At 68.3% G+C, this 22,747-nt stretch carries 21 protein-coding genes; 9 read left to right on the forward strand and 12 right to left on the reverse strand.

What is annotated here, in order from left to right; genetic code table 11:
• Positions 1–1,257 (forward strand): putative bifunctional diguanylate cyclase/phosphodiesterase (locus ACVFYP_RS19730; RefSeq protein WP_499201929.1); only part of this gene is annotated, 1,257 nt, incomplete at its 5' end.
• Between the two features lie 26 nt (positions 1,258–1,283).
• Here ACVFYP_RS19730 and ACVFYP_RS19735 read toward each other — a convergent pair.
• The gene (locus tag ACVFYP_RS19735; RefSeq protein ID WP_499201930.1) at positions 1,284–2,024 is read right to left on the reverse strand and encodes an SDR family NAD(P)-dependent oxidoreductase; all 741 of its coding nucleotides are present in this window, start codon (positions 2,022–2,024) and stop codon (positions 1,284–1,286) included.
• Between the two features lie 47 nt (positions 2,025–2,071).
• The gene (locus tag ACVFYP_RS19740; RefSeq protein WP_499201931.1) at positions 2,072–2,422 is read right to left on the reverse strand and encodes a hypothetical protein; all 351 of its coding nucleotides are present in this window, start codon (positions 2,420–2,422) and stop codon (positions 2,072–2,074) included.
• Positions 2,423–2,922: 500 nt separating this feature from the next.
• Between ACVFYP_RS19740 and ACVFYP_RS19745 the strand changes: the two genes are divergently transcribed.
• The 3 genes from ACVFYP_RS19745 (at position 2,923) to ACVFYP_RS19755 (ending at position 6,258) form a co-directional block, all read left to right on the forward strand.
• A complete protein-coding gene (locus tag ACVFYP_RS19745) occupies positions 2,923–4,086 on the forward strand; it encodes an MFS transporter (RefSeq protein ID WP_499201932.1) in 1,164 nt (387 codons plus the stop codon).
• 70 nt (positions 4,087–4,156) lie between these two features.
• The gene (locus ACVFYP_RS19750; RefSeq protein ID WP_499201933.1) at positions 4,157–4,618 is read left to right on the forward strand and encodes a RidA family protein; all 462 of its coding nucleotides are present in this window, start codon (positions 4,157–4,159) and stop codon (positions 4,616–4,618) included.
• 11 nt (positions 4,619–4,629) lie between these two features.
• Positions 4,630–6,258 carry a GMC family oxidoreductase gene (locus ACVFYP_RS19755; protein ID WP_499201934.1) on the forward strand — a complete coding sequence of 543 codons (1,629 nt, stop codon included), beginning with the start codon at positions 4,630–4,632 and terminating at the stop codon, positions 6,256–6,258.
• A gap of 45 nt (positions 6,259–6,303) precedes the next feature.
• Here ACVFYP_RS19755 and ACVFYP_RS19760 read toward each other — a convergent pair whose 3' ends face one another.
• Positions 6,304–6,783, reverse strand: a complete 480-nt coding sequence (locus ACVFYP_RS19760) for a VOC family protein (protein ID WP_499201935.1) — start codon at positions 6,781–6,783, stop codon at positions 6,304–6,306.
• Between the two features lie 178 nt (positions 6,784–6,961).
• Positions 6,962–12,175, reverse strand: a complete 5,214-nt coding sequence (locus ACVFYP_RS19765) for a LamG-like jellyroll fold domain-containing protein (protein WP_499201936.1) — start codon at positions 12,173–12,175, stop codon at positions 6,962–6,964.
• A gap of 146 nt (positions 12,176–12,321) precedes the next feature.
• Between ACVFYP_RS19765 and ACVFYP_RS19770 the strand changes: the two genes are divergently transcribed.
• On the forward strand, positions 12,322–13,479 hold the full coding sequence (locus ACVFYP_RS19770) for a glycosyltransferase (protein WP_499201937.1): 1,158 nt from the start codon (positions 12,322–12,324) through the stop codon (positions 13,477–13,479).
• Here ACVFYP_RS19770 and ACVFYP_RS19775 read toward each other — a convergent pair.
• The 8 genes from ACVFYP_RS19775 to ACVFYP_RS19810 form a co-directional block, all read right to left on the reverse strand.
• Positions 13,424–14,005 (reverse strand): SAM-dependent methyltransferase, encoded by a 582-nt coding sequence (locus tag ACVFYP_RS19775; protein WP_499201938.1) that lies wholly within the window; start codon positions 14,003–14,005, stop codon positions 13,424–13,426. The two genes, ACVFYP_RS19770 and ACVFYP_RS19775, sit on opposite strands and share 56 nt — an antisense overlap.
• A complete protein-coding gene (locus tag ACVFYP_RS19780; RefSeq protein ID WP_499201939.1) occupies positions 14,002–14,781 on the reverse strand; it encodes a PIG-L deacetylase family protein in 780 nt (259 codons plus the stop codon). Before ACVFYP_RS19780 ends, ACVFYP_RS19775 begins: the two co-directional genes overlap by 4 nt.
• Positions 14,775–15,899 carry an acyl-CoA dehydrogenase family protein gene (locus ACVFYP_RS19785; protein WP_499201940.1) on the reverse strand — a complete coding sequence of 375 codons (1,125 nt, stop codon included), beginning with the start codon at positions 15,897–15,899 and terminating at the stop codon, positions 14,775–14,777. The genes ACVFYP_RS19780 and ACVFYP_RS19785 overlap by 7 nt, the downstream gene beginning before the upstream one ends.
• A gap of 135 nt (positions 15,900–16,034) precedes the next feature.
• A complete protein-coding gene (locus ACVFYP_RS19790) occupies positions 16,035–17,036 on the reverse strand; it encodes an LLM class flavin-dependent oxidoreductase (protein ID WP_499201941.1) in 1,002 nt (333 codons plus the stop codon).
• Positions 17,037–17,126: 90 nt separating this feature from the next.
• Complete coding sequence (minE, locus tag ACVFYP_RS19795; protein WP_499201942.1) at positions 17,127–17,420, reverse strand: cell division topological specificity factor MinE; 294 nt, start codon at positions 17,418–17,420, stop codon at positions 17,127–17,129.
• Positions 17,417–18,235, reverse strand: a complete 819-nt coding sequence (minD, locus tag ACVFYP_RS19800) for a septum site-determining protein MinD (RefSeq protein ID WP_499201943.1) — start codon at positions 18,233–18,235, stop codon at positions 17,417–17,419. The genes minE and minD overlap by 4 nt, the downstream gene beginning before the upstream one ends.
• A 144-nt stretch (positions 18,236–18,379) precedes the next feature.
• A complete protein-coding gene (gene minC, locus ACVFYP_RS19805) occupies positions 18,380–19,138 on the reverse strand; it encodes a septum site-determining protein MinC (protein WP_499201944.1) in 759 nt (252 codons plus the stop codon).
• A 163-nt stretch (positions 19,139–19,301) separates the two neighbouring features.
• Complete coding sequence (locus tag ACVFYP_RS19810) at positions 19,302–20,255, reverse strand: Bug family tripartite tricarboxylate transporter substrate binding protein (protein WP_499201945.1); 954 nt, start codon at positions 20,253–20,255, stop codon at positions 19,302–19,304.
• A gap of 66 nt (positions 20,256–20,321) precedes the next feature.
• Between ACVFYP_RS19810 and ACVFYP_RS19815 the strand changes: the two genes are divergently transcribed.
• From ACVFYP_RS19815 to ACVFYP_RS19830, 4 genes are all read left to right on the forward strand, one after another.
• Positions 20,322–21,224, forward strand: a complete 903-nt coding sequence (locus ACVFYP_RS19815; RefSeq protein WP_499201946.1) for an ABC transporter substrate-binding protein — start codon at positions 20,322–20,324, stop codon at positions 21,222–21,224.
• Complete coding sequence (locus tag ACVFYP_RS19820) at positions 21,221–21,658, forward strand: acyl-CoA thioesterase (RefSeq protein ID WP_499201947.1); 438 nt, start codon at positions 21,221–21,223, stop codon at positions 21,656–21,658. Before ACVFYP_RS19815 ends, ACVFYP_RS19820 begins: the two co-directional genes overlap by 4 nt.
• A gap of 124 nt (positions 21,659–21,782) precedes the next feature.
• Positions 21,783–22,223: a DUF983 domain-containing protein gene (locus ACVFYP_RS19825; RefSeq protein ID WP_499201948.1), complete on the forward strand. Its 441-nt coding sequence runs from the start codon at positions 21,783–21,785 to the stop codon at positions 22,221–22,223.
• Positions 22,216–22,707, forward strand: coding sequence for a UPF0262 family protein (locus ACVFYP_RS19830; RefSeq protein ID WP_499201949.1), 492 nt, complete (start codon positions 22,216–22,218; stop codon positions 22,705–22,707). The genes ACVFYP_RS19825 and ACVFYP_RS19830 overlap by 8 nt, the downstream gene beginning before the upstream one ends.
• Positions 22,708–22,747: the final 40 nt, after the last annotated feature.

A 22,747-nucleotide genomic window follows, 5' to 3' on the forward strand; every position in this document is an offset into this window, starting at 1 on the left:
CTGGTCAAGCTCGACATTCTTCGGTTCCACGAGGTCAATAATGGCTTCGGCTATGATGTCGGTGACGCGCTGCTTCGTTCGGTGGCCGCGCGGCTTACGACGCTGTCGGCGTTTGCGCTTGGCCGCACAGGCACCAACAGCTTTGCACTCGCATTCGAACTCAACCATGAAGGCCGCGCCGCAAGCCTGGTCGACGATGTCCTCGACCTGTTGAGGCCGCGTTTCGTGCTTCCCGGCATATCGCTCGCGGTCCAGTTCGGCGCCGGCTTTGCCGTCGGACCCGCCCGCATGGACCCGCTACAGATCGTTCGTCAGGCCGGCGCGGCGTTGCAGCGATCCAAGGCAACGCCCAGCCACGCGCCGCATCCTTTCGCAGCCTCCGACGAGCGGGACGCGCGCAACCGCATCCGCTTAGCCAACGAATTGCAGACCGCGATTCCAAATCACGAATTGCTGTTGCACTATCAGCCTCAGTTCGATCTCGGCTCAGGCGAGCTGGTCGGGGCGGAAGCGTTGATGCGTTGGAACCACGGCGTGTTCGGCGTTCAGTCGCCCGCCCGCTTCATCGGCATCGCAGAGGAAACCGGCGCAATTCTGGAAATCGGCTGCTGGGGTCTGCGCACGCTCGCGGCGAAAGCGGCGCAGATCAATCGAGGGCGCAGCACGCCCATCCGTTTTTCCTTCAACGCGTCGGTCGTGGAATTCATGCGGCGCGACATGGTCGCCTTTGTTGAGCAGGTGCTGAATGAGACAGGCTGCCGGGCTGAGTGGCTGACCCTCGAGCTCACCGAAAATCTGATGATCACTGACCCGGACCAGATCCGAAGGGTGTTCGCAGACTTGCGGCGCCTCGGCGTCGGGATCTCGATCGATGACTTCGGGACGGGATATTCCAACCTTCGCTACCTGGAGCGCTTTTCGCTCAGCGAGATCAAGATTGACCGCAGCTTCGTGCACGACGTGGCACACAGCGTGGCCAAGCGCATCATTGTCGAAGGTGTCGTCAGGCTCGGCGCGGCCCTGGACATCCGCATCGTAGCCGAAGGGATCGAGACGGAGGCGGAGCGCGCGATCATGCAGTCGCTGGGCTGCTCGGTGGGCCAGGGCTATCTCTTCGCCAGGCCCATGGACGAGGATCAGCTCGAAAGGCTTCTCAACGGTGGCGCTGATATTCGTGCTTGCCGGGATCCAGGAGGGCTTCTGCCGATGCGCGCATCCGCGACGACGCCGTGCGCAGGCTTATTGGAGCAGGCCTAGGCCTGCTCACGAAGAAGCAACGCCGCTCAGGCGATCGCGCCGCCATCGACGGTCAGGGTCGCGCCCGTGATCATGCTCGCGGCGGGGCTTGCAAGAAAGACCACCGCATTCGCGATCTCACGCGGCACGGCATAGCGCCCCAGCGACGTCAGGCTTCGTTGGAAATCGGCAGACTGGCCATCCGCCGGGTTTGCATCCGTATCGGTCGCGCCTGGCTGCACGAGATTGACGGTGATGCCGTTCGGGCCGAGTTCGCGCGAAAGGCCCCGCGTGAAGGACGTGAGCGCCGACTTGGACATCGCATAGATCGTCATGCCCGGGAACGGGACCCGCTCACCCAACGACGAACCGATGGTGATGATGCGTCCGCCTTTGCCGAGATGCGGAATAGCGGCCTTCGCGAACAGCACCGGCGCCCGCACATTGACGTCCATCACGGCCTGATAGTCGTTCAGGGCCATGTCGGCGATCGTGCCGATATGGCCGATCGCTGCGCTGTTGACGAGGATATCGAGGCCACCAAGCGCGGAGACGGCTTCGCGCACGGATCGTGCGATGGCGTCCGGATCGGCGCTGTCCGCCTGGATGGACACGGCACGACGCCCCTCGCCTTCAATCGACTTGACCACCGCGAGAGCTTTCTCGGAGGCACTCTGATACGTGAAGGCGACGTCGGCGCCGTTCTCCGCCAGCGCCAGGGCGATCGCGGCGCCGATTCCCCGCGATCCTCCGGTGACCAATGCGCGCTTGCCGTTCAGATCGATCATGCGAATGTCCTTTCCAGCCACTGTCGCCACGCCACGACCTTGGGCGATCAAGCGTCCGGCTGCTGCCAATGGGGGTAGGTCACGTAGGCCGTCACGGCACCATCATCATGAGAACGGATCGTCACCTTGTCACCCTTCTGCATGGCGATGATCTCCCCCGGGCCCGCCGTCACCGAACCATGGTTATCGGAGACGGTGATCTTGCCTTCGAGAATCACCATCGTGTCATGCACGGCCATGGTTTCCTCCAGGACCTGGCCCGGTCCATAGCGCCCGAAGCCGATTGTCACGGGGCCACCATGGCGCTGGTCGAGGACATTGCCGGCGAAGATGTCACCATCCTGCCCTGGTGAGCGCTCCATTGCGGCATCTGCGATGGCAAATTTTTGAACTGGCATGAACTGCCTCCTTATGTTTGGCGGCATGCGCTGCTGCAACCTGCATCGGCAGCCGTAGTTTCTGCCCAAGAATTCAATCTGCCGTTGCCCCACTTTTCATAAGCATCACCAGACGGGACTCGTTCCAGCCAGGATCAGATGAACCGCCGGGGCGTCATGGGTGCAAGATGATGCGGCCAAGCGGTAGGTGGCGCTCAGCACAGGCGTGGGCCTTGGCCGCTGCCGCTAGGGGAACGAGAAATACCGTAAGCGTCGACGCGGCGGCCTGCGGGTGTCGGTTACCGATTCCAGAGCGGCTCGTGATGCTGGCGGACGTCAGGCTACATTCCTTGTCGAGCCGCGTCTGTGCCGGTACCTTTTTCGCGTAATTCAGAACCTAAGCGCCGGCCTGCAGGAGACGAGAATCGCTCATCGAGCGGGATCAGCCAGGCCCGCAGCAACCATGGGCCTTCCCGCGCCGCGGCGGGCCGCCTTTCCCACAAGCCAAACTGGACACCGTCATGGAACCCGCGCCTGGAAGGTCCCGCGGCCTCTCGCTGGTCGCCGTCATCGGCGCGGCCGCGATCTTTGGCCTGACCTACAGCCTCACCGCACCTTTGCTCGCCCTGAACCTCGCCGCCCGGGGTCTTGGCGAGACCATGATCGGCCTGAACGCGGCGATGCATGCCGTCGGCGTGCTGCTGGTCGCGCCCATCCTGCCGCGCCTGGCCGGGCGGTTTGGCGCGCGTCCGCTGATCCTGTCCGCACTGCTTCTCACCGCCGGGCTGCTGCCGCTGTTTCCGCTGGTGCCACTGATCTGGGTCTGGTTCCTGCTGCGCATCGGGCTGGGGGTCGGCGCCGAGATCCTGTTCGTGCTGACCGAAAGCTGGGCCAGCGAGTTGAGCGACGACAGCACGCGCGGCCGGATCATGGCGACCTATACGGCGACGCTGTCGCTCGGCTTCGCCGGTGGTCCGATCATCCTGTCCTTCACGGGGCCTGACGGCATGCTGCCCTTCGCGGTGGGGGCGTTGGTGACGTTGCTGGCGCTGCTGCTGATGGCGCATCCGGGGCTGTTGCGGCCCGCGATGAACGCGCATGGCCACAGCAACCTGTTGCGCTTCATGCGTCTCGCCCCCGTCGCGATGGGCACCACCGCGCTGAATGCGGCGGTCGAGACCGCGGGGCTGTCCTTCCTGGCGCTCTATGCCATGCGGCTGGGGTGGGAGGAGCAGGCGGGCACGCAGCTCATCACCACGCTGCTGCTGGGCGCGATCCTGCTGCAACTGCCGGTCGGCTGGCTCTGCGACAAGATGGACCGGCGACGACTACTGCTGTGGCTCGGCGGCATCTCCACCGCTGGCGCGCTGGCCTGGCCCTTCATGCTGGGCCATGCCTGGATCGCCTATCCGGCGCTGTTCGTCTGGGGCGGGGTCTTCGTCGGGATGTACACGACGATGCTGGCGATCATCGGCGCCCGCTTCCGCGGCACGGATCTGGTGGGCGTCTATGCCGCCATGGGTCTGCTCTGGGGCGCCGGGGCCTTGCTGGGGCCGTCGCTGGCCGGCGTGTCGCTGGACCTGACGCGGCACGGGCTGCCGCTGTTCGTCGCGGCGGCCTGCGGCGCCTTCACCCTGTTCCTGCTGCGCTGGAAGGAACCGGCGCCGGCGAAGCAGGCAGAGTAGCGCAAAGGGGGGGGATGGATCAGCGCCCGCCCGACCGGCAGGATACGCGGCGCAACCTGGGGAGTCCGCCATGTCCGCCGAAAGCCGCCTGACCGAGCTGGGCCTCGTCCTGCCCGCCTCACCCAAGCCCATGGGCAACTACGTGCCTTGGCGCATCGGTGGCGGGCTGCTGTTCCTGTCCGGCGTCGGGCCGCGACTGGCGGATGGCAGTTCCGTGGTGGGCGTGGTCGGCGCCGAGCTGGATGTGGAGCAGGGCTACGCCGCGGCGCGGCTGTGCGGACTCAACCTGCTGGCCAACATGCGGAACGCGCTGGGCTCGCTCGATCGGGTGGACACCATCCTGAAGGTGCTTGGCATGGTGCGCGGCACGCCGGATTTCGGCCATCAGCCGGAAGTGATCAATGGTTGCACCGACCTGTTCGTGGAGGTGTTCGGGGAGGCCGGGCGCCCGGCACGTTCCGCCGTCGGCATGGGCAGCCTGCCGCGCGGCATCGCGGTGGAGATCGAGGCCGTGGTTCTGCTGCGCGGCTGAGGGGACCGATCATGGCCAAGCCGGATGGCGACAGCTTCGACTATGTCATCGTCGGATCCGGCGCCGCCGGGTCCGTCCTCGCCAACCGGCTGAGCGCCGATCCCGGCGTGACGATCTGCGTGCTGGAGGCCGGGCCGCCGGACCGCAACCCCTTCATCCACATCCCCGCCGGCTTCATCAAGACCCTCGCCAACCCTGCGGTGACTTGGCAGTTCAAGACTGAGGCCATCCCGATGACCGGCGGGCGGCGGATCAGCACGACGCAGGGGCGCACCCTCGGCGGGTCTTCCTCCGTCAACGGCATGATCTACAATCGCGGCCAGCCGACCGACCTCGACAGCTGGGCGCAGCGTGGCAATCGCGGCTGGGGCTATGCCGATTGCCTGCCCTATTACCGCCGCAGCGAAAACCGCATCGGCCTGTCCGACGACACGCGCGGCCGCACGGATGGCGCGATCCCGGTCACCGACATGGACTGGATCAACCAGGTGTCGGAGGCCTTCATCCAGGGCTGCGAGGGCATCGGGATTCCGCGCACGCGCGACTACAACAGCGGTGACCAGGCTGGCGTCGGCTATTACCAGCGCACCATCCATAAGGGCCGGCGCATCTCCGCCGCCGTCGCCTTCCTGAAGCCGGCCATGAAGCGGCCCAACCTCAGCGTCCGCACCAATGCCCGCGCCAGCCGCATCCTGTTCGAGGGCAAGCGCGCCGTCGGCGTCGAATACCTTGCCAGCCCTGGCGCGCCGCCACGCCGCGTGATGGCGCGGAAAGAGGTGATCGTCTCCGCCGGCACGGTGAACACCGCGCGTCTGTTGCAGGTCTCGGGCGTCGGGCCGGCCGCGTTGCTGGCCTCGCTGGGTGTGCCCGTGGTGCATGAACTGCGCGGCGTCGGCTCCAATTTCCGCGACCATTACGCCAGCCGCTTCGTGATGCGCGCCAGGCCCGGCGTGCAGACGCTGAACCAATTGGCGCGTGGCGCCAGCCTGGGCGCGCAGATCGCCCGCTGGGCCACCGGGCGGCCCAGCATCCTGGCCACCACGCCGTCGCATGTGCATGTCTTCTGGAAGAGCTTTGCGGGCCTCGACCAGCCCGATCTGCAGTGCGTCTTCACCCCTGGCAGCTATGCCGAGGGCAAGGTCTATGTGCTGGACGACTATCCCGGCGTCACCGCCGGCGCCTGGCAGCACCGCCCCGAAAGCACCGGCTGGGTGAAGGCGCGCAGCGCGAATGTCTTCGAGGATCCGGAGATCAATCCGAACTACCTCTCCGATCCGATGGACATCCGCGTGCATCTCGGCGGCATGCGCCTGCTGCGGCGCATGCTCGGCACGCCGGAACTGTCGCAGTACCTGGAAGCGGAGACCCTGCCCGGCCCGGACGTGCAAAGCGATGACGAACTGCTGGACTTCGCCAAGAAGAACGGCAGCACCACCTATCACCTGATCGGCACGGCACGGATGGGGCCAGAGACGGACCCCTCCGCCGTGGTGGATGACCGGCTGCGGGTGCATGGCATGCAGGGGCTGCGGGTGGTGGATGCCTCCATCATGCCCAGTATGACCTCCGCCAATACCTATGCGACCACGCTGATGATCGCGGAGCGTGGCGCCGACTTCATCAAGGGGGCGGTGGCCTGACGCGGCCTTCAAGGGCAGGCAACTTCGCCAAGGAAGACCAGAGACTTACGGCGCGGGCAACCCATCCTGTCGTCGCCACTCGCTCCAGGGAATGTTGCCCAGTTCGGGTCGGGGGGCCTCGTCGAGCATGGCTAGCACTTCGATGCTGTGGCCATCCGGGTCGCGGAAGTAGACTGAGGCGGCCGGCATCCAGGTGAGGACGGTCGATTCCTGGGTGGGCTGCGCGAAGAAGTCCAAAGGCTCCACCCCTGCGGCGCGCAGCCGGGCGGGCGCGGCGAGGACCTCCTCCAAAGGCAGTGCGAAGGCGATGTGGAGCTTCATGGCGTTGGGCGAACTCGACCCCGCCCAGAGGCCGAGCATTGCGTGACCGCGGCCACCGATCCAGAGGAAGGCCGCCGCTCGGTGCTCAACGACATGGGCGGGTTCAAGGCCGACGACGTGGCGGAAGAAGAAGGCCACCGATCGGTCGAGGTCGCGGACGTTCAGGTGCGTCTCGAACAACCCTCGTGGCGAAAGAACCGCCATGGGAACCTCCGGCTTTGGCACCGCGAGGATAGGTTGATGCGCCCAAGATCTTCAAGGCCGAGGGCTGTCCCGAACCTCTGTTGCAGCCACCCCCGGCCGGGTTGAACGCAGTACGTTCAACCCGCTTTGGATGGAGAGGGCGTATTCGCAATCGGCGGGGCGAAGCGCCCCATCCGCATCAGGCGATGATGACGATCTCGCTGCCGGTCCAGCCGGTGGCGTTGACGAAATCCGTCACGATCTGGCGGGCACCGGTGCCGGTACCGTCCGCATCCCACCAGAGGCGGTTGGCGTCGGTCTCGAAGACGAACTGGCCGAAGGCGCTGTCCGCCCGGCCGGTCGTGTTCTCGACGTAGCGACCCGCGGCCAGCAGATCCATACCGGCGACAAGCCCGCCACCGAAGCCCGCAGCCGAGATTTCAACCGTATCGGCGGCGGAAAAATCCTCGATGCGGTCGCCTGCTTCCGAAGCCAGGCCGAAGCGGAAAATGTCGGCGCCCGCGCCACCCAGCAGGCGGTCGCGACCGGCGCCACCTTCCAGCGTGTCGTTGCCGCCCAGGCCTTGCAGCACGTCGTTGCCGCCCATGCCGCGCAGCACGTCGCCGCCGGCCGAGCCGATCAACCGGTTGCTTGTCGCGCTGCCGGTGCCCGTCAGACCGGAGACCGTCAGCAGCAATTCCTCCACATTGTCGGAGAGCGTGAAGCTCACCGAGGCATTGACGCGGTCACGCCCCTGCCCGGCCAGTTCCATCACCACATCGCCGGCATTTTCGACCATGTAGATGTCGTCGCCGAAGCCGCCTTCCATGCTGTCGGCACCGGCGCTGCCATTCAGCGTGTCATTGCCCTCACCGCCCCGCAGCGTATCCGCACCGCCGCCGCCGATCAGCGCATCATGGCCGCCCGCGCCGTCCAGCACATCGTTGCCGCCGCGGCCGATCACCACGTCATTGGAACCGGTCGCCACGATAGTGTCGTCCTGGTTGGTGCCGGCCACCTCATAGACCAACATGTCGCGCCGCCCGTCATGCTCCACCGCCATCTGGGTGGTGGTGGTGCCGCCCGTGGTGATGGTGAATTCCGGCGCGCCGAAAGCCTCCGGCGCATCGACCAGCGAGGTCACCTTCACATCGTCAAAGGCGAGGCCCGCATTGCCCCAGGAATAGAGGCCGACCGTGCCCTGCGTCAGCGAACGGTCCTCGACGGCATAGGCGAAAATCTCCTCGCCATTGATGAAGGCGCTCATTTTCTGGTCGACGATCTCGAAGCGCAGATGGAAAGTCTCGCCCGGCGTGTAGCGCTGCGGCACCTGGGCCAGGATCTCCTCGATCCCGTCGCGCATGCGGATCAGGTTGAACAGCGGGCCCGCGCCGTTGGACGGGTTGCGGTCATAGGTACCGTCCGCATCCAGCTCCAGCTTGTAGTAGTTCTTGGCGTCCTGGTAGTGGATCAGGAAGCCGAGCCCGTCATTGTCCGGCGTGATGATATTCGCCTCGATGGCATAGTCGGTCCATTCGGAGGCGCCTGCGCCCTGGTACAGCGCGTAGGTGCCGAGGCGCAGCACGTTCACGCCGTCACCCAATGGCGACCAGCCGTTCAGCCACTTGTCCGGGTTGGAGGCGCCATCCCATTCGAGCTGCCGCGATTGCAGGTCGGACCGCTGCACCAGCTTGCCGTCCACGATCGCCCAGTCGGACTGCTTTCCATCCGGGCCGAGCCCGCCCAACTCGCCCTCATCGACGATCACCCAATCGGTGGGGATCGCGGCGCCAGAGAAGTTCTCGGCCACCAGCACCGGGCCTTCCGGCGCAACCACCGGGGCTTCCGGCTGCGGCGGCGTGTAGGCATCCACCGTCACATTGTCGAATTGCGAGGAGCGCTGGTTGTCGGAATAGAGGCCGATCGTGCCGCCATCCAGCGGGGTCGCATCCACCACCTCGCCACCGAACAGCAGCTTGCCGTCCAGCATCGCCGTGATGCGGCCGTCACTGATGGCGACGGACAATTCCTGGTCCACGTTGAAGCGCGTGCCGCCGATCTCCGTCGCCAGCACCGTCTCCACGCCTTCCGCCACGCGGATCAGGCTGCGCGTATTCGTCTCCCCATCCAGCACCAGGCGGTAGTGGTTGTCCTCATCCTGCCAGTAGAAGACCAGGCCGATGCCGTCATTGTCGGTGGAGCGGATGGTCGCGGCCAGGCTGTAATCGTGCCAGTCCAGCGCGGCCTCCGCATTCCACAGCAGCACGTTGTCGGCGCTGTCCGACATTTCAAAGACGCGGCCTTCCGCCGCCGCTTCGCCAGCCTGCGCCTCGCCAGGCGCGAAGACGGTGCCCTTCACCAGGAAGTTGCTGGCCGTCTCGCCGGTCTGGCCGAAGCTCAGCGTGGCGGGGCCGTAGGTCGGCGCCAGCGTCGGCTCGTTGAAATCGAACTGCGCGGAGAGCGCGGTGGGCGCCGTGGCCGCGATGCCGCCGGCCTTGGCACCGCCGAGCGCCGTCATCTCCGTCTCGGTATAGACCTTGTCGGTGACGAGCACAGAGGAGACGTAGAGGTTGGAGGTCTCGCCATCCTCATCCGTGAACAGGCTGGCGCCGGCGCCGACATCCAGGCTGAAGCGCGCGGCGGAGACAGTCTGCTCGCCGACCTTCACACCCTCGATGTACTTCGACATCAGCAGCGTATCGGTGCCGTTCGGCGTGAAGGTGAAGCCGACGCGCTGCCAGGTGTTATAGGCGAAGCTGCCCTGGTAGTTGCCGCCGATGCCGATGCCGCCTGTGCCATCGCCACCCATGCGGATGAACAGGTCGCCATCATCCACATTGTTCGGATTCAGCTGCATCAGCGCGGTCCAGTTGCCCTGACCAGACGGCACCAGGATGTCCATGATGAGCGACCAGGTGGGCACCAGTGTGCCGATTTCCTGGCCCAGATTCGGCTGCAGCAGCAGGCCCTGATTCGGCGCCAGCTTCGGGATGAAGCCGACGCTCTCGGCACCGCCAGCCAGCGCCGCGATGCCGAAGCTCTCCGGCGTGCCGGTCTCGATCAGCGTGGCGGAGGCGCCGGGGCGATCCCAGCCCGCGAGGCTCCCATCGTTGAAGTTCTCGGTCAGCATATTGCCGGGGCCGGCGACCAGGACGAGTTTCTGGTCGGTGGTGACGCGGCCTTCGGCGTCGGTGACGGCCAACGTCAGATGGTGGCGGCCGGCGCCGAGTTGGATCTCCGCCACTTCGCCGCGCGCGATGGCATTGCCCTCGGCATCGTACCAGATGTGGGAAACGATATCGCTCGCCGGGTCCAGCGTGCGGCTGCCATCCAGCGTGACATTGGCGATGCCGCGCAGGTTCGACACGGAAAGGAACAGGTCGTCACCCGCCCTGGCCTGGGCGCGGAGGTCCGGCGTGCCGACATCGATGTCGGTGAACACCTCCTCATGCCCGCGATACGTGCCGGTCAGACCATCGCGATCAAGCTCCTCCTTGGTGCGATAGCCATCGAGGTAGTCGTCGAATTCGGTGAAGTAGGTCTCGGTGGAGATGCGGTCGTTGTCCGGGTCAATCACGACCAGGCGCATGGCGCCATTGCCACCATTGCCGCCCAGCGCCTCATTGCCGTTGCCGGTGATCTCGCGGGCGATGCCGTTCTGGTAGTTCACCAGGCTTTCGATGATGGCGTTGCCGTGCTGGCTGTAGCTGACATTGGTTTCCGCGCCGTCGCCGAAGATATGGCCGGAGAAGGTGAAGGCGATGTTCGGGTATTTCGCCAGAAGCTCGCGATACACCGTCTCACCGTCATTCGCGCCTTCGGGGTCGCGGCCGATGCCGTAGTCGTAGCCCGCGCCCTCGTCATAGAGCGGACCGCCGGCCGGGTCGTGGCGGCCGGCATAGTCGGTGAGGGAGTGGGAGACGATGATGACGCGGTGATCGAGATGCGCGTCCAGCACTTCGCCCGCCCAGCGGATAACGTCGTCGCGGGGGCCGAACTCCATCGACAGCACCAGCCACTTGGTCCCGTCCGTCGCGGTGAAGGTGTTGTAGTTGTTCACCGCGCGATCCGGCTCGCGGTCATAGACGCCGCCGAAGGTGCCGGGGTTCGAAGCCGCCTGACGTTCCGGCGAGAAGTAGATATCGAGTCCGGATGTATGATCGCTGGCGCTGCCGCCCGGACCCTGGTCGTGATTGCCCGGCAGGACCGAGTAGGGAATGATGCCGTCGAGCTGCGACAACGCCGCATTCACCACGGCCCATTCGGTCGCCAGGTTGTTCTGCGTGATGTCGCCGACATGGGCGACGAAGTTGATGTTGTGGCTGTCCTTGTTATCGACCAGCCAGCTCGTCATGTTCATGAACATCTGCGGCGTGCCGTTGGTCAGGCTCGCATCCGAATAGTCCTGCGTGTCCGGCAGCACCGCGATGGTATAGGCGTTAGGGCCAGCGACGCGGACGCGGAAGTTGTCGGCCGCGACGTTGCCTTCCGAATCCGTGGCGGTCACGCGCAGATCGGCGTGGCCGAGCGCACCGAGATCGAGCGTCAGCGTCTCGCCATCCAGCACCGCGCCGGTGACCACGCTGTCATCGTCATTGCCGATGGTGAAAGTGATGTCGTCGCGGTTGAAGACCTCCGACAGGTCGATGGTCACGGTCGAGCCCGGCGTCTTCATCACGTCGCTGATGCGGTTCACCACCTGCAGGTCCGGCGCCGGCGGCGGGTCCGCGTCGCCCGGCGCGGCCAGGCTGCCCTCGCCATAGCTCGCCGCGAAGTCGCCCTCCTCGAAGTCGAACTGCGTGGCGCCGGCTGAAACCGGCGTGGCGGCGATGCCATCCGCATCCGCCCCGCCCAGCGCCGCAACCTCATCCGCCGTCAACGCCCGCTCCGCCACCATGACGGAGGAGATCGCGCCGGCATTGGTCTCGCCATCCTCATCGGACAGCAGCAGCGCGCCGCCCTCATCGCTGAGGTTCCAGCGTGTGCCGGACAGGGTCTGGCTGCCCACCGAGACGCCGTCGATATACTTGTCGAGCACGATGCCGCCCGGCGTCGCCTCCGCCGTGACCACAACGCGGTGCCAGGCGTTGAAGGTGAAGTCCCCGTCATAGACGCTGGAGATGCCGAGGCCGCCGCTGGTCGCGCTGCTGGCGCGGATGAACAGCTCGCCATCGCTGGCATTGCTGGTATCGGTCTGCAGCAGCGCGGTGAAGGCGCCGATCGGCGTCGGCAGGAAGATGTCGAGTGCCAATGTCCATTCGGTCAGCATGCCATCGGCATCGCCGGTATTCGGCAGCAGCAGCAGCGCCTGATCCACCGTGAAGGCGGTGAATTTCAGAATGCCCGACTCGCCGCCGGCAAGCGCCGGCAGTCCCAGGCTGGAGGTTGTTCCAAACTGCACGAAGTCGGACATTCAAATGGCACCCCATCTTGCGAGGCGCGCACAGTCGGGCCGATCCATGTCACGGCTTGTAGCGGTTTGGTTAAGCTCCGATGTCGAATTGGGCAGCTTCCCCCTTCGGGAACGATCGCCCCAGAAGGGCGTTGGCGCCGCACCCCATGTCGATGCCACCCCGTCCCGCCCCGCGCCTCGTCGTCGCCATCCCGGCCCGGGACGAGGCCGCAAGGCTGCCCGCCTGCCTGACGGCGCTGGCGCAACAGCAAGGTGTGGCGCCAGGTGAGTTCGCGGTGCTGGTCCTGGCGAATAACTGCCGCGACGACACGGCCGAGCGGGCACGCGCCCTGGCACGCGAGCTGCCCTATCGGCTGGAGGTGGTGGAATGCCGCCTGCCGCCCGGGCGTTCCCATGCCGGTGGCGCCCGCCGCGCCGCGATGGAAGCTGGCGCCGCGCTGTTTGGCGACGCGCCAGCGGAACAGGCCCTGCTGTTCAGCACCGACGCCGATGGCCGTGCCGAGCCGGGCTGGATCGCCGCCAACCTCGCGGCCTTCGCCGCGGGCGCCGATGCCGTGGCCGGCACCTACGCCCCCGACCCGGCGGAAGCCGCCTTGCTGCCCGCGGCGCTACAGCAGCGGGAGGCCGAAGAAGCCGCCTATGCCGCGCTGCTGGAGGAAATGGCAGCCCTCGTGGAAGCCGATCCGCACGATCCCTGGCCACGCCACGCGGTGCATTCCGGCGCCTCCATCGCCTTGCGCCTCGCGGCTTATCGCGCCGTGGGGGGGTTGCCGCCGGTGCCAGTGGGGGAAGACCGGGCGCTGTTCGCGGCGCTGCAACGCACCGGGCTGCGGGTGCGGCATTGCCCGGCCGCGCGCGTCATCGTCTCCTGCCGCCTGACAGGCCGGGCGGCGGGTGGCATGGCCGATACCCTGCGCGACCGGCTGGCGCGGCCGGAAGCGCCGGTCGATGACCGGCTGGAGCCTGCCTTGGCGGCACTGTTCCGGCTGCGCTGCCGCCAGGCGCTGCGACGGCTGCATCAAGGCCATCCACGCCCCGGCGACCCTGCGCGTCTCGCCCGCATGCTGGGGCTGGAAGTGACGGCGCTAACCACCCTGGCCGCGCAGCCGCGTTTCGCCCCGGCCTGGGAAGCCTTGCAGGCCGCCGCTGAGCCCTTGCGGCGGCGCAGTCTGCTTGTGGCCGAACTGCCGGCCGAGACGGCTCGCGCCCAGTCCATCCTGGCGGTGCTACGCAGCGGAAGACGCCTCCTCAGCGGGCGCGCAGCAGGTCCAGGCGATACCGATCCGTTCGGGATTGCTGCGTGATCACCACGGCCGGCGCCAAGGCTGTGCAGAAGATGCCGGTCGCGGCGTCGCCGGTCAGGGGATAGTCGGTCTCCCCGATCCAATGCACCAGCAGGATGTCGCCGCCCGGCGCCAGGCTCGCCGCCGCCTGCGCCGCCAGGCAGCGCAGATCGGTCGGGCTGAGATAGTACAGCACCTCCGACAGCAGGATCAGGTCGAAGCGCGCCTGCTCCGGCCATTCCGCCGGCAGCACGGCGCGGCGCAATGTCACCTGCGGCAGCGCCGCGCAGCGTCGGCGCGCATCGGACAGGGGCGTCGCCGCCGCATCCACCGCCAACAAGGCCTCGCAGCGCGGCGCCAGCGCGGCGGTCAGCACGCCGATGGAACAGCCGACCTCGAAGGCGCTTGCATAGTGCTCGCTTGGCAGGGCAGCGAGGGTCGCCGCGTATTTGTCCCGCTCGTAATCGCTTTCGGCGAACTTCCAGGGGTCGGGATCGGCACGGTACAGGGCCTCGAAATATTCAGGCGGCAGGCTTGGACGACTCATCGGGTTGGCGCCTCCAGGAACAGCTCCTCATCGCGAAAGGCCAGGTCGAGCGCCGCCTGCGGCAGCACGAAGCCGCCGGGATCGTCCCGCACCACATGGCCAAGTTGGGATCGGTGCGCCGCCACGGCGCGCCGCTTGAGGCCGAGCCAAGCGCCGATCTCCAGGCGGTAGCCGCGCGGCGGGCTGGCGAGGCGCGGCGCCGGCGGCAGTGGGAAACCGGGGATGGGATGGGCATGCGCCATGCCCCAGACCGGATATTCCAGCAGCCGCACGCCCGCGCCGAGTCGTCGATGCAGTGCCTGCGCCAGCACGAAGGTCGCGGCGTGGTCGCCATGCGGGTCATGCCGCCAGGCGGCGAACAGGGTCAGCGGCGGCTTCGGCGCCAGAAGCACCAGGCGATCCAACGCCGCCGCGAAATCCGCGCCCCGCCTCGGCACGGCGCGATCCGGCAGGCCCAGGAAATGCAGCTTCGCCGCATCCAGTCCCAGCAGCACGGCCGCCATGCGGGTTTCCGCCTGGCGCAGCGCCGCCATCCGTTCGGGCGGCCATTCGCGGGAGAAGGGATGGGAGCCAGCGCCGTCGCTGACCACCACCACGCTCGCCTGCCGCTTCTCGCCGGCACAGGCCGCCAGCAGCCCACCGCAGCCCAGGCTTTCATCATCCGGATGCGGCGCCAGCACCATCGCCGCACCCTCCGTCCCCAGCAGCGGCGTCAGGGACGTGCCATGCGGCAGGTCGCGTTCAGCGGCGCGTAGCCAATCGCCGGCGCTCAGCACCACAGCTCGCCCGGCTCCGCCGCCGCGCCCAGCACCGTGGCCGCGGCCTCGCCCAGGGCGCGGTCGGGCGCCGGTTGGCGCAGATAGGTGGCGAGGTCGCGGGCGACGCGCTCCAGCGGATTCGGCCTAATGAAAGCGGCGAGGCCGACGGAGCGCTGGGCGAGTTCCAGCACATCCAGCGCCGCGCGCTCCACCGCCAGGCGTGTCAGGTTCACATAGGCCACTGTCTCGGTCGCCGGCACCGCAGCCTCCGCCCGCGCCGCGGCCGATTCCACCCAAAGCCGGGCCGTCTCCGTCGCGATCGCCGCCTGGCCGAGCCGCGCCGCCTGATGCGGATCGCCACCGCGCCCGGTCTTCGCGAGATGCGCCCGCAGCAGTCCCAGCACAGCCTCCACCCCGCCGCATTGCACGGCGGCGAAGCGCCAGGCGCCGGCGGAGAAATCCGGCTGGCGCAGATAATCGCCCGGCTGGCCGATCGGTGTCGCCGGCAGGCCGGTCAGCGCCATGCTGCCGGTGGCGGAAGCGCGCATGCCCTGCGCCGTCCAGGGGGAGAGATCCGCCCCCTCCCCGGCCCGCAGCGGCACCAGCAGCATCTGTGGCGCGGCCTCCGGCGTCCGCCGCGCCGTCACCAGGGCGCGTTCCACCCATCCGGCGCCGGAACACAGCACCTTGCCGCCTTGCAGCGTGCCCTCGGCAAAGCCGAGCGGCGGCGCGCCGAAGCCATCGGTGTTCCAGACGCCGAAAAGCCGGCCCTCCTGCGCATCCTTCGCGGTGGCCTGGGCCAGATCGCCATGCCGCAGCACCAGCCGCAGCGCGTTCACATGCCCCTCGAAGACCCGCCCCAGCGGCAGGCTCGCGCGGCCGATCAGCCGCAGCGCGGTGCAGAGCGGAATGGCACCTTCCGGCGTCGTGCCCCATCCCAGGCCGCCCAGCGCCGGCGGCAGCGGCGCGGCGAGCAGGCCATGGTCGCGCAGCAGGGCCAGCCCTGCTTCCGGAAAGGCGCCGTCCACATCCAACGACGCCGCCTCAGCTTCAAGCGCCGGCAAGATCCGGCGCAGCGACGCCAGTGTTGCGGAGGAGGCCTCCGCCCGCAGCGGTCGTGGCGACAGCGCGTTCATGGGCGCGGCGCCGGATGGTGCATGGGCTTCGGCGAGAGGCAAACAGGGCGGCGCATGCTGGGTCCTCGATCCCGGCGCCGCGTCATCCGCGCCGCGCCGCGCCCATAACGGCGCAGCGCGCGAAAGGATGCAGGGTCAGGCGGCGGCGCGCGCCGCTTCCGCCCGAACCCCGGCCAGGATGGAGAAGGACCGCAGCCGCGCGGCATGGTCATGCACCTGCGCCGTCACCATCAGCTCATCCGCGCCGGTGCTGGCCAGGAATGCCGCCAACTCGCGCCGCACCGTCTCCGGCCCGCCCACGATCGAGCAGGATAGCGCATTGTCCAGCATGGCCTGGGCCCGCGGATCGAGCCGTTCGGCGAAGCCTTCGACCGGCGCGGGCAGCTTGCCAGCGCGGCCGGTCCGCAGATTGACAAAGGCCTGTTGCAGCGAGGTGAAGAGGAAGCGCGCCTCCGCATCCGTCTCCGCCGCCACGACATTCACCCCCAGCATCACATGCGGCGCGGCCAGCCGGGCGGAGGGCCGGAAGCGTTCCCGGTAGATTGCCATGGCATCGCGCATCTGCCCCGGCGCGAAATGTGAGGCGAAGGCATAGGGCAGGCCCAGCACCGCGGCGAGCTGCGCGCCATAGGTGGAGGAGCCGAGGATCCAGGGCTGCACCGCCAGCCCCTCGCCCGGCACGGCGCGCAGGGCCTGGCCGGGCCGGGCCGGCTCGAAATAGGCCATCAGTTCCATCACATCGCGCGGGAAATCATCTTCCTGCACCAGGCTGCGGCGCATCGCCTGGGCGGCGTGCTGGTCGGTGCCGGGGGCGCGGCCGAGGCCGAGGTCGATGCGGCCGGGATGCAGCGCGGCCAGGGTGCCGAACTGTTCCGCGATGATGATCGGCGCGTGGTTCGGCAGCATGACGCCGCCGGCACCGATGCGGATGGTGCTGGTATGGGTGGCGACATGGGCGAGCGCCACCGCGGTGGCGGCGCTGGCGATGCCGGGCATGTTGTGGTGCTCGGCCATCCAGAAGCGGTTGTAGCCAAGCGCCTCCGCATGCCGGGCGAGATCGGCCGAATTGCGCAACGCCTGGCCGGCGTCGCTGCCTTCGGGGATGGGGGAGAGGTCGAGGACGGAGAGCGGGGTCATGCCAACTGATATGGGCACGCCCCGCCCGTCCGGAAGCCCAAAAGAGACCGAGCGGTAACATTTAACAAAATGCCCCGCTCGTCTCCCGCTTCAGCCCGCGGCGGCGCGGCGCCCGGCGCTGGCCGGCGGACCCGGCAGGTCGATCTCGATGGCGAGCGTCGACATGTCGCCGCCCCGGTCCAGCGAGACATTCACCCGGTTCGGGTCGATGGCGACGTAGCGCGCCACCACGGCCACGATCTCCATCTGCAGCTTCGGCAGGAAATCCTCCCGCGTCCGCCCGATGCGCTCATGCGCCAGGACGATCTGCAGCCGTTCCTTGGCATTGGCCGCCGTCTGCGGCTCCGGCTTACGGCCCTTGAAGAGATCTGCGAGCCAGCTCATGCGGCCCTCCCCCCGAACAGGCGTGAGAACAGGCCCTTCTTGTTCGGCTCGAGAAAACGGTGCTCGATCTTCTCGCCGAGGAAGCGGCCGACGGCGTCCTTATAGGCCTGACCCGCGGCGCTTTCCTGGTCCATGATGACCGGGTTGCCGGTGTTGGAGGCCTTCAGCACGCTTTCGCTTTCCGGAATCACGCCGAGCAGCGGGATCGCCAGGATCTCCCGGATATCCTCCAGCTTCAGCATCTCCCCCTTCTCGACCCGGACGGGGTCGTAGCGGGTGACCAGCAGGTGCTCGCGCACCGGCTCCCGCTTATCCTCCGCCCGCTTCGACTTGGATTGCAGCACGCCCAGGATGCGGTCGCTGTCGCGGACGGAGGAGACCTCGGGGTTGGTCACCACGATCGCCTGGTCGGCGAAATACAGCGCCAGCAGGGCGCCCTTCTCGATGCCGGCGGGGCTATCGCAGACGATGAAGTCGTGATCGGCGGAGAGTTCGTCGATGATCTTGCCGACGCCTTCCTTGGTCAGCGCGTCCTTGTCCCGGGTCTGGCTGGCCGGCAGGATCGACAGCGTGTCCACCCGCTTGTCGCGGATCAGCGCCTGGTTCAGCCGCGCCTCCCCGCTGATGACATTGACGATGTCGAAGACCACGCGGCGCTCGACACCCATGATCAGGTCGAGGTTGCGCAGACCGACGTCGAAGTCGATGACGACAGTCCGCTTGCCCCGCTGCGCGAGGCCGGTGGCGATGGCGGCCGAGGATGTGGTCTTGCCCACGCCCCCCTTGCCCGATGTGACAACGATGATTTCCGCCATGCTGAACCCCCGAAAGCATCCCGGCGCGGCCCCGCCGGGCGCTACGCCAACCTATTCTTCAACAGACCCTGAACGAGTGGCCTGCTTATCCGCCTCGCTCGCTGCTGGCGCAGCAAGCGAGGCGGGCAGGACACTTGGCGGACTTCAGCCCACCGGATCGAACCTCATATGCTCGCCGACCAGGCGCGCCTGCACGGTCTTGCCGATCGGCGCCTCTCCCAGCCCTTCCCGCACCGCGTAATAGCCGGCGATGGAGACCAGCTCCGGGTCGAAATGCAGCGCGAAGACCCGCGCCTCATGATTGTCCTGACCGCCGGCAATGGCGCGGCCGAGCAGCCGGCCATAGACGTGGATATTGCCGTCGGCGATCACCTCCGCCCCACGATTGACCGTGCCGACGATGACCAGGTCGCTGCCCTGCGCCCAGATCCGCTGGCCGGCGCGCACCGGCTGGTCGATCACCATGGCGGCGCGCATTGCCGGCGCGGCCTCGGCTGGCGGCGGCGGCGGCGCGGCCATGGCGGCGGGCGGCGGGGCGGCGAGCGCCACATCTTCCTCCCGCCCGCCGGCCTGGCGCAGCGGCGGCAGGCCGGCGCCCTGGGCGGCGTTGCGCATCTCCGGCGTGCCGCCGGTGGTGCCGATCGGCACGATCTCGATGGCGCGCAGGCCCTGGACCAGGGCGGCGAAATCCACCTCCTCCGGCCGCGCGGGGATGTCGTCCAGCCCGATCACCACCGGGGCGAATCGCAGGAAGCCGGGCGCGCGGCGGAACTGGTCGCCGAGCGCCGGCACCAGTGCCTCCACCCGATGGTCCAGCAGTCGCATCACCAGCAGGTTGAAGTTCGCCCCGCGCAGGCGAAAGGGTTCAAGGCGGGAGGCGGGCGGCAGGGGCGCGGCGGACATCTCGAGGGGGGATTTTCCGACCAGAGGGACATGATCTTGGGGACGTGATCTTGTTTTATAGCCGCCCCTGGCCAGAGAGCGAAGCCTTCTAACGCGGGCATGACATTTTGCAGTCGCTTGCGCTTAGCCCTTGCCATGCCAGGTGAGCATCGAATCGGGAGGGTCAGCCCGTGAGACCCAGCTCCCGCACCAGCCCGCCCCACTTCGCGACCTCCGCCGACAGATGCCGCGCCGCGGCCTCCGGCGAGTTGTCGGCATAGGTATCGACCCCGACATCGGCGAGGCGCCGCAGCGTCGCCGGGTCCTTCAGCGCCGCCGCGGCGGCATCCGCGATGGCCCGGATCGCCGGTGCGGGGGTGCCGGCGGGGGCATAGATGGCCTGCCAGGCGGCCGCGTCGTAGCCGGGTACCCCGGCCTCCGCGATGGTGGGCAGGCTGGGCAGCAGGGTGGAGCGCTCGGCGCTGGTCACCGCCAGGCCGCGCACGCGATTGTCGGCCATCAGCGGGCCGAGCAGGGTCTGGCTGTCGATCATGAAGTCGATTCGCCCGGCCATCAGGTCGCTCACCGCCGCCGGCGTGCCGCGATAAGGCACCACAGTGAAGCCTGCCCCGGTCATCTTGCGCAGCAGCTCCGCCGCCAGGTGGGAGGAGGCGCCGATGCCGGCGGTGCCGAAATTCGCCTCCCCATTGCGGGACTTCAGCCAGGCGATGAAGCCCGGCAGGTCGGTCACCGGAATTGCCGGATGCACCGCCGCGACGAAGGGCTGGCGCGTCACCAGCGAAACCGGCGCGAAGCTCGCCACCGGGTCGAAGGCGAAGCTGGCATACAGCGCCTTCATCGCCGCATGGCCGACACTGCCGACCATGATGCTGTTGCCGTCGGGGGCGGAGCGGGCCAAGTTCGCCGCGCCGATGGTGCTGCCGGCGCCGCCGATATTCTCGATCACCAGCGGCCGGCCGAGCGTCACCGCCATGGGCTCCGCCAGGATGCGCGCCACCACATCGGTCAGGCCGCCGGCGCCGAAGGGCACCACCACGCGCAGCGGCCGCGACTGCGCCCAGGCGGGCAGGGAAAGCAGCGCCGGGGCGGCGAGGAGGAGGCGGCGAGTGGTCCGCATGGCGGGGGTGTCCCTTCTCTTGGAGGCGAGTGTGCTGTCACATGCCGCCCGAACCAGGAGCTGACCGTGACCCGCATTACCTTGCAAGAGCCGTTCCGCGCGCTGTTCTACAGCCCCTTCTACGCCGCTTTGGCCCGCGGCGACTTCGCCGCCCAGGGGGTGGATGTGCAGCTCATCACCGTGGGGGAGCCAGACCGGGCGGTGGCCAACCTGCTGTCCGGCGCGGCCGACCTCGCCTGGTCGGGTCCGATGCGCGTCATCCGCGACCATGCCGCGAATCCGGACAGTCCGCTGGTCAGCTTCGCCGGGGTGGTGATGCGCGACCCCTTCCTGCTGGTTGGGCGAGGGCCGCGTCCGGGATTCAACTTGCATAATTTGGCGTCACTCCGCCTCGGCGTGGTCAGTGAGGTGCCGACGCCGTGGTGGTGCCTGCAACAGGACCTTCTGAAGATCGGCCTGGACCCCGCCACACTGGCCGTCACCCCCGGCCGGACCATGGCGGAGAACAGCGCAGCCATGCTGGCGGGTGAGATCGACGTGGCACAGCTGTTCGAGCCCTTCGCCAGCCAGGCGGTCGCGGCCGGCGGCGCGGTATGGCACGCCCAGGCCGATCGCGGTCCGACCTCCTACACCGCCTTCTACGCCACCCGGGCGGCGCTCACGGCGAAGCGACTGGCGATGATCGGCCTGGTGCGCGGGCTGGCCGCGATGCAGCGCTGGCTGCACGGCGCGACGGTGGCGGAGGTGGCGGAGACGGTGGCCCCCTGGTTCGAGGGTCTGGACCGCCCGGTGCTGGAAGCCGGCATCGCCCGCTATCGCGACCTCGGCGTCTGGGCCAAGGACCCGGTGTTTCCGGAGGAGGCCTTCAACGCGCTGGAAGGCGCCATGTTCGGCGTCGGCGCCATCCCCCGCCGCCCCGGCTTCGCCGCCTGCGTCGACACGGCCCTGGTGGCGGAGGCGCTGGGATGAGCCGGGAGCGGCCAGGCCGCGCGGATTACCGCTTCTTCCTCGATATCCCGACCCGCTGGATGGACAACGACATCTACGGCCATGTGAACAACGTGACCTACTACTCCTACTTCGACACGGTGGTGGCCCGCTTCCTGTTGGGTGCCGGGGCCATCAACCTGGTCGACAGCCCGGTGATCGGGGTGGTGGTGGAAACGCAGTGCCGTTTCCACGCCCCCCTCGCCTTCCCCGATCCGGTGACCGCCGGGCTGCGGGTGGAGCGGGTGGGCAATACCTCCATCCGCTATGGCATCGGGATTTTCCGCGCCGCCGAGGAACTGGCGAGTGCCGAGGGGCATTTCGTCCATGTCTATGTCGACCGCGCCACTCAGCGCCGCCCCACCCCGCTGCCGGAGGTCCTGCGCCGCGCGGCGGAAGGGATCGCCGTGACCTGAGCCCCGCCGGAAACCACCGAACAGCTTGATCGTTGCGGTTCCACGGCCCATATTGCATTGCACAACGGCCGCGACAGGCGGGTTGCCCCCGCATCTGCCGACAAGGCCGGAAGGAGAACGCCTGATGAACCGCTGGGAACCCGCACGCGCGGGCACCGCCGACGCCAACCCGATCTCCTTCTGGACAGCGCTCGGGCGTGGCGCGCGCAACCGCTGCCCTTGTTGCGGCGAGGGCCGGGTGTTTCGCGGCTATCTGCGGGTGGTCGATGAATGCGAGGTGTGTCACGCCCCGCTCGGCACGCTGCGCGCCGATGACGCACCGCCCTATTTCACCATCTTCATCGTCGGCCATTTCCTGTTCCCGCCGGTCTTCTGGGTGGAGAAGGCCTGGATGCCGCCGATGTGGCTGCACATGGTGGTCTGGCTGCCGCTCTTCACCATCGCCTGCATCCTGCTGCTGCGGCCGATCAAGGGCGCGACCGTGGGCTGGCTGGCGCGGCTGGGCTTCGATGCGCCCGCCCCGGAAGTGCTGCCGGTCCCGCCCCCACGCCCCGACCATGCCTGACAGCCAGCCCCCCGGCACGCGGGATCTGATCCGCATCGAGCTGCCGGATGGCCATACCCTGCTGCCCAGCCCCTATGCCGAGGCGGATCGCCGTCAGGCGGTGGACGATCTGCTGGCCGGCAACCGGTTCCGGCCCGCGGGCCTCGGCCCCGGCCCCTTCGGCCTGGCCATCGCGGTGCGCGACGGCCGGCTGATGCTGGAAATCCGGGATGCGGCGGATGCACCGCTGCACGCGCTGGTGCTCGCCCTCGGCCCCTTCCGCCGGCTCATCAAGGACTACCACCTGGTGGTGGAAAGCCACGAGCAGGCAGTGTCCGAGGGCAGTTCGGAAGCCCGCATCCAGGCCATCGATATGGGCCGCCGCGGCCTGCACAATGAAGGGGCCGAGCTGCTGGCGGAGCGTCTGGCCGGCAAGGTCGCCATTGATTTCGAAACGGCGCGGCGCCTGTTCACGCTGGTCTGCGCGCTGCATCAGCGGATCTGAGCGCCCCTGCCGCCGGATGGGGCTGGGCTGGGGCTGGCGG

The organism is Roseomonas sp. F4, assembly GCF_053891155.1.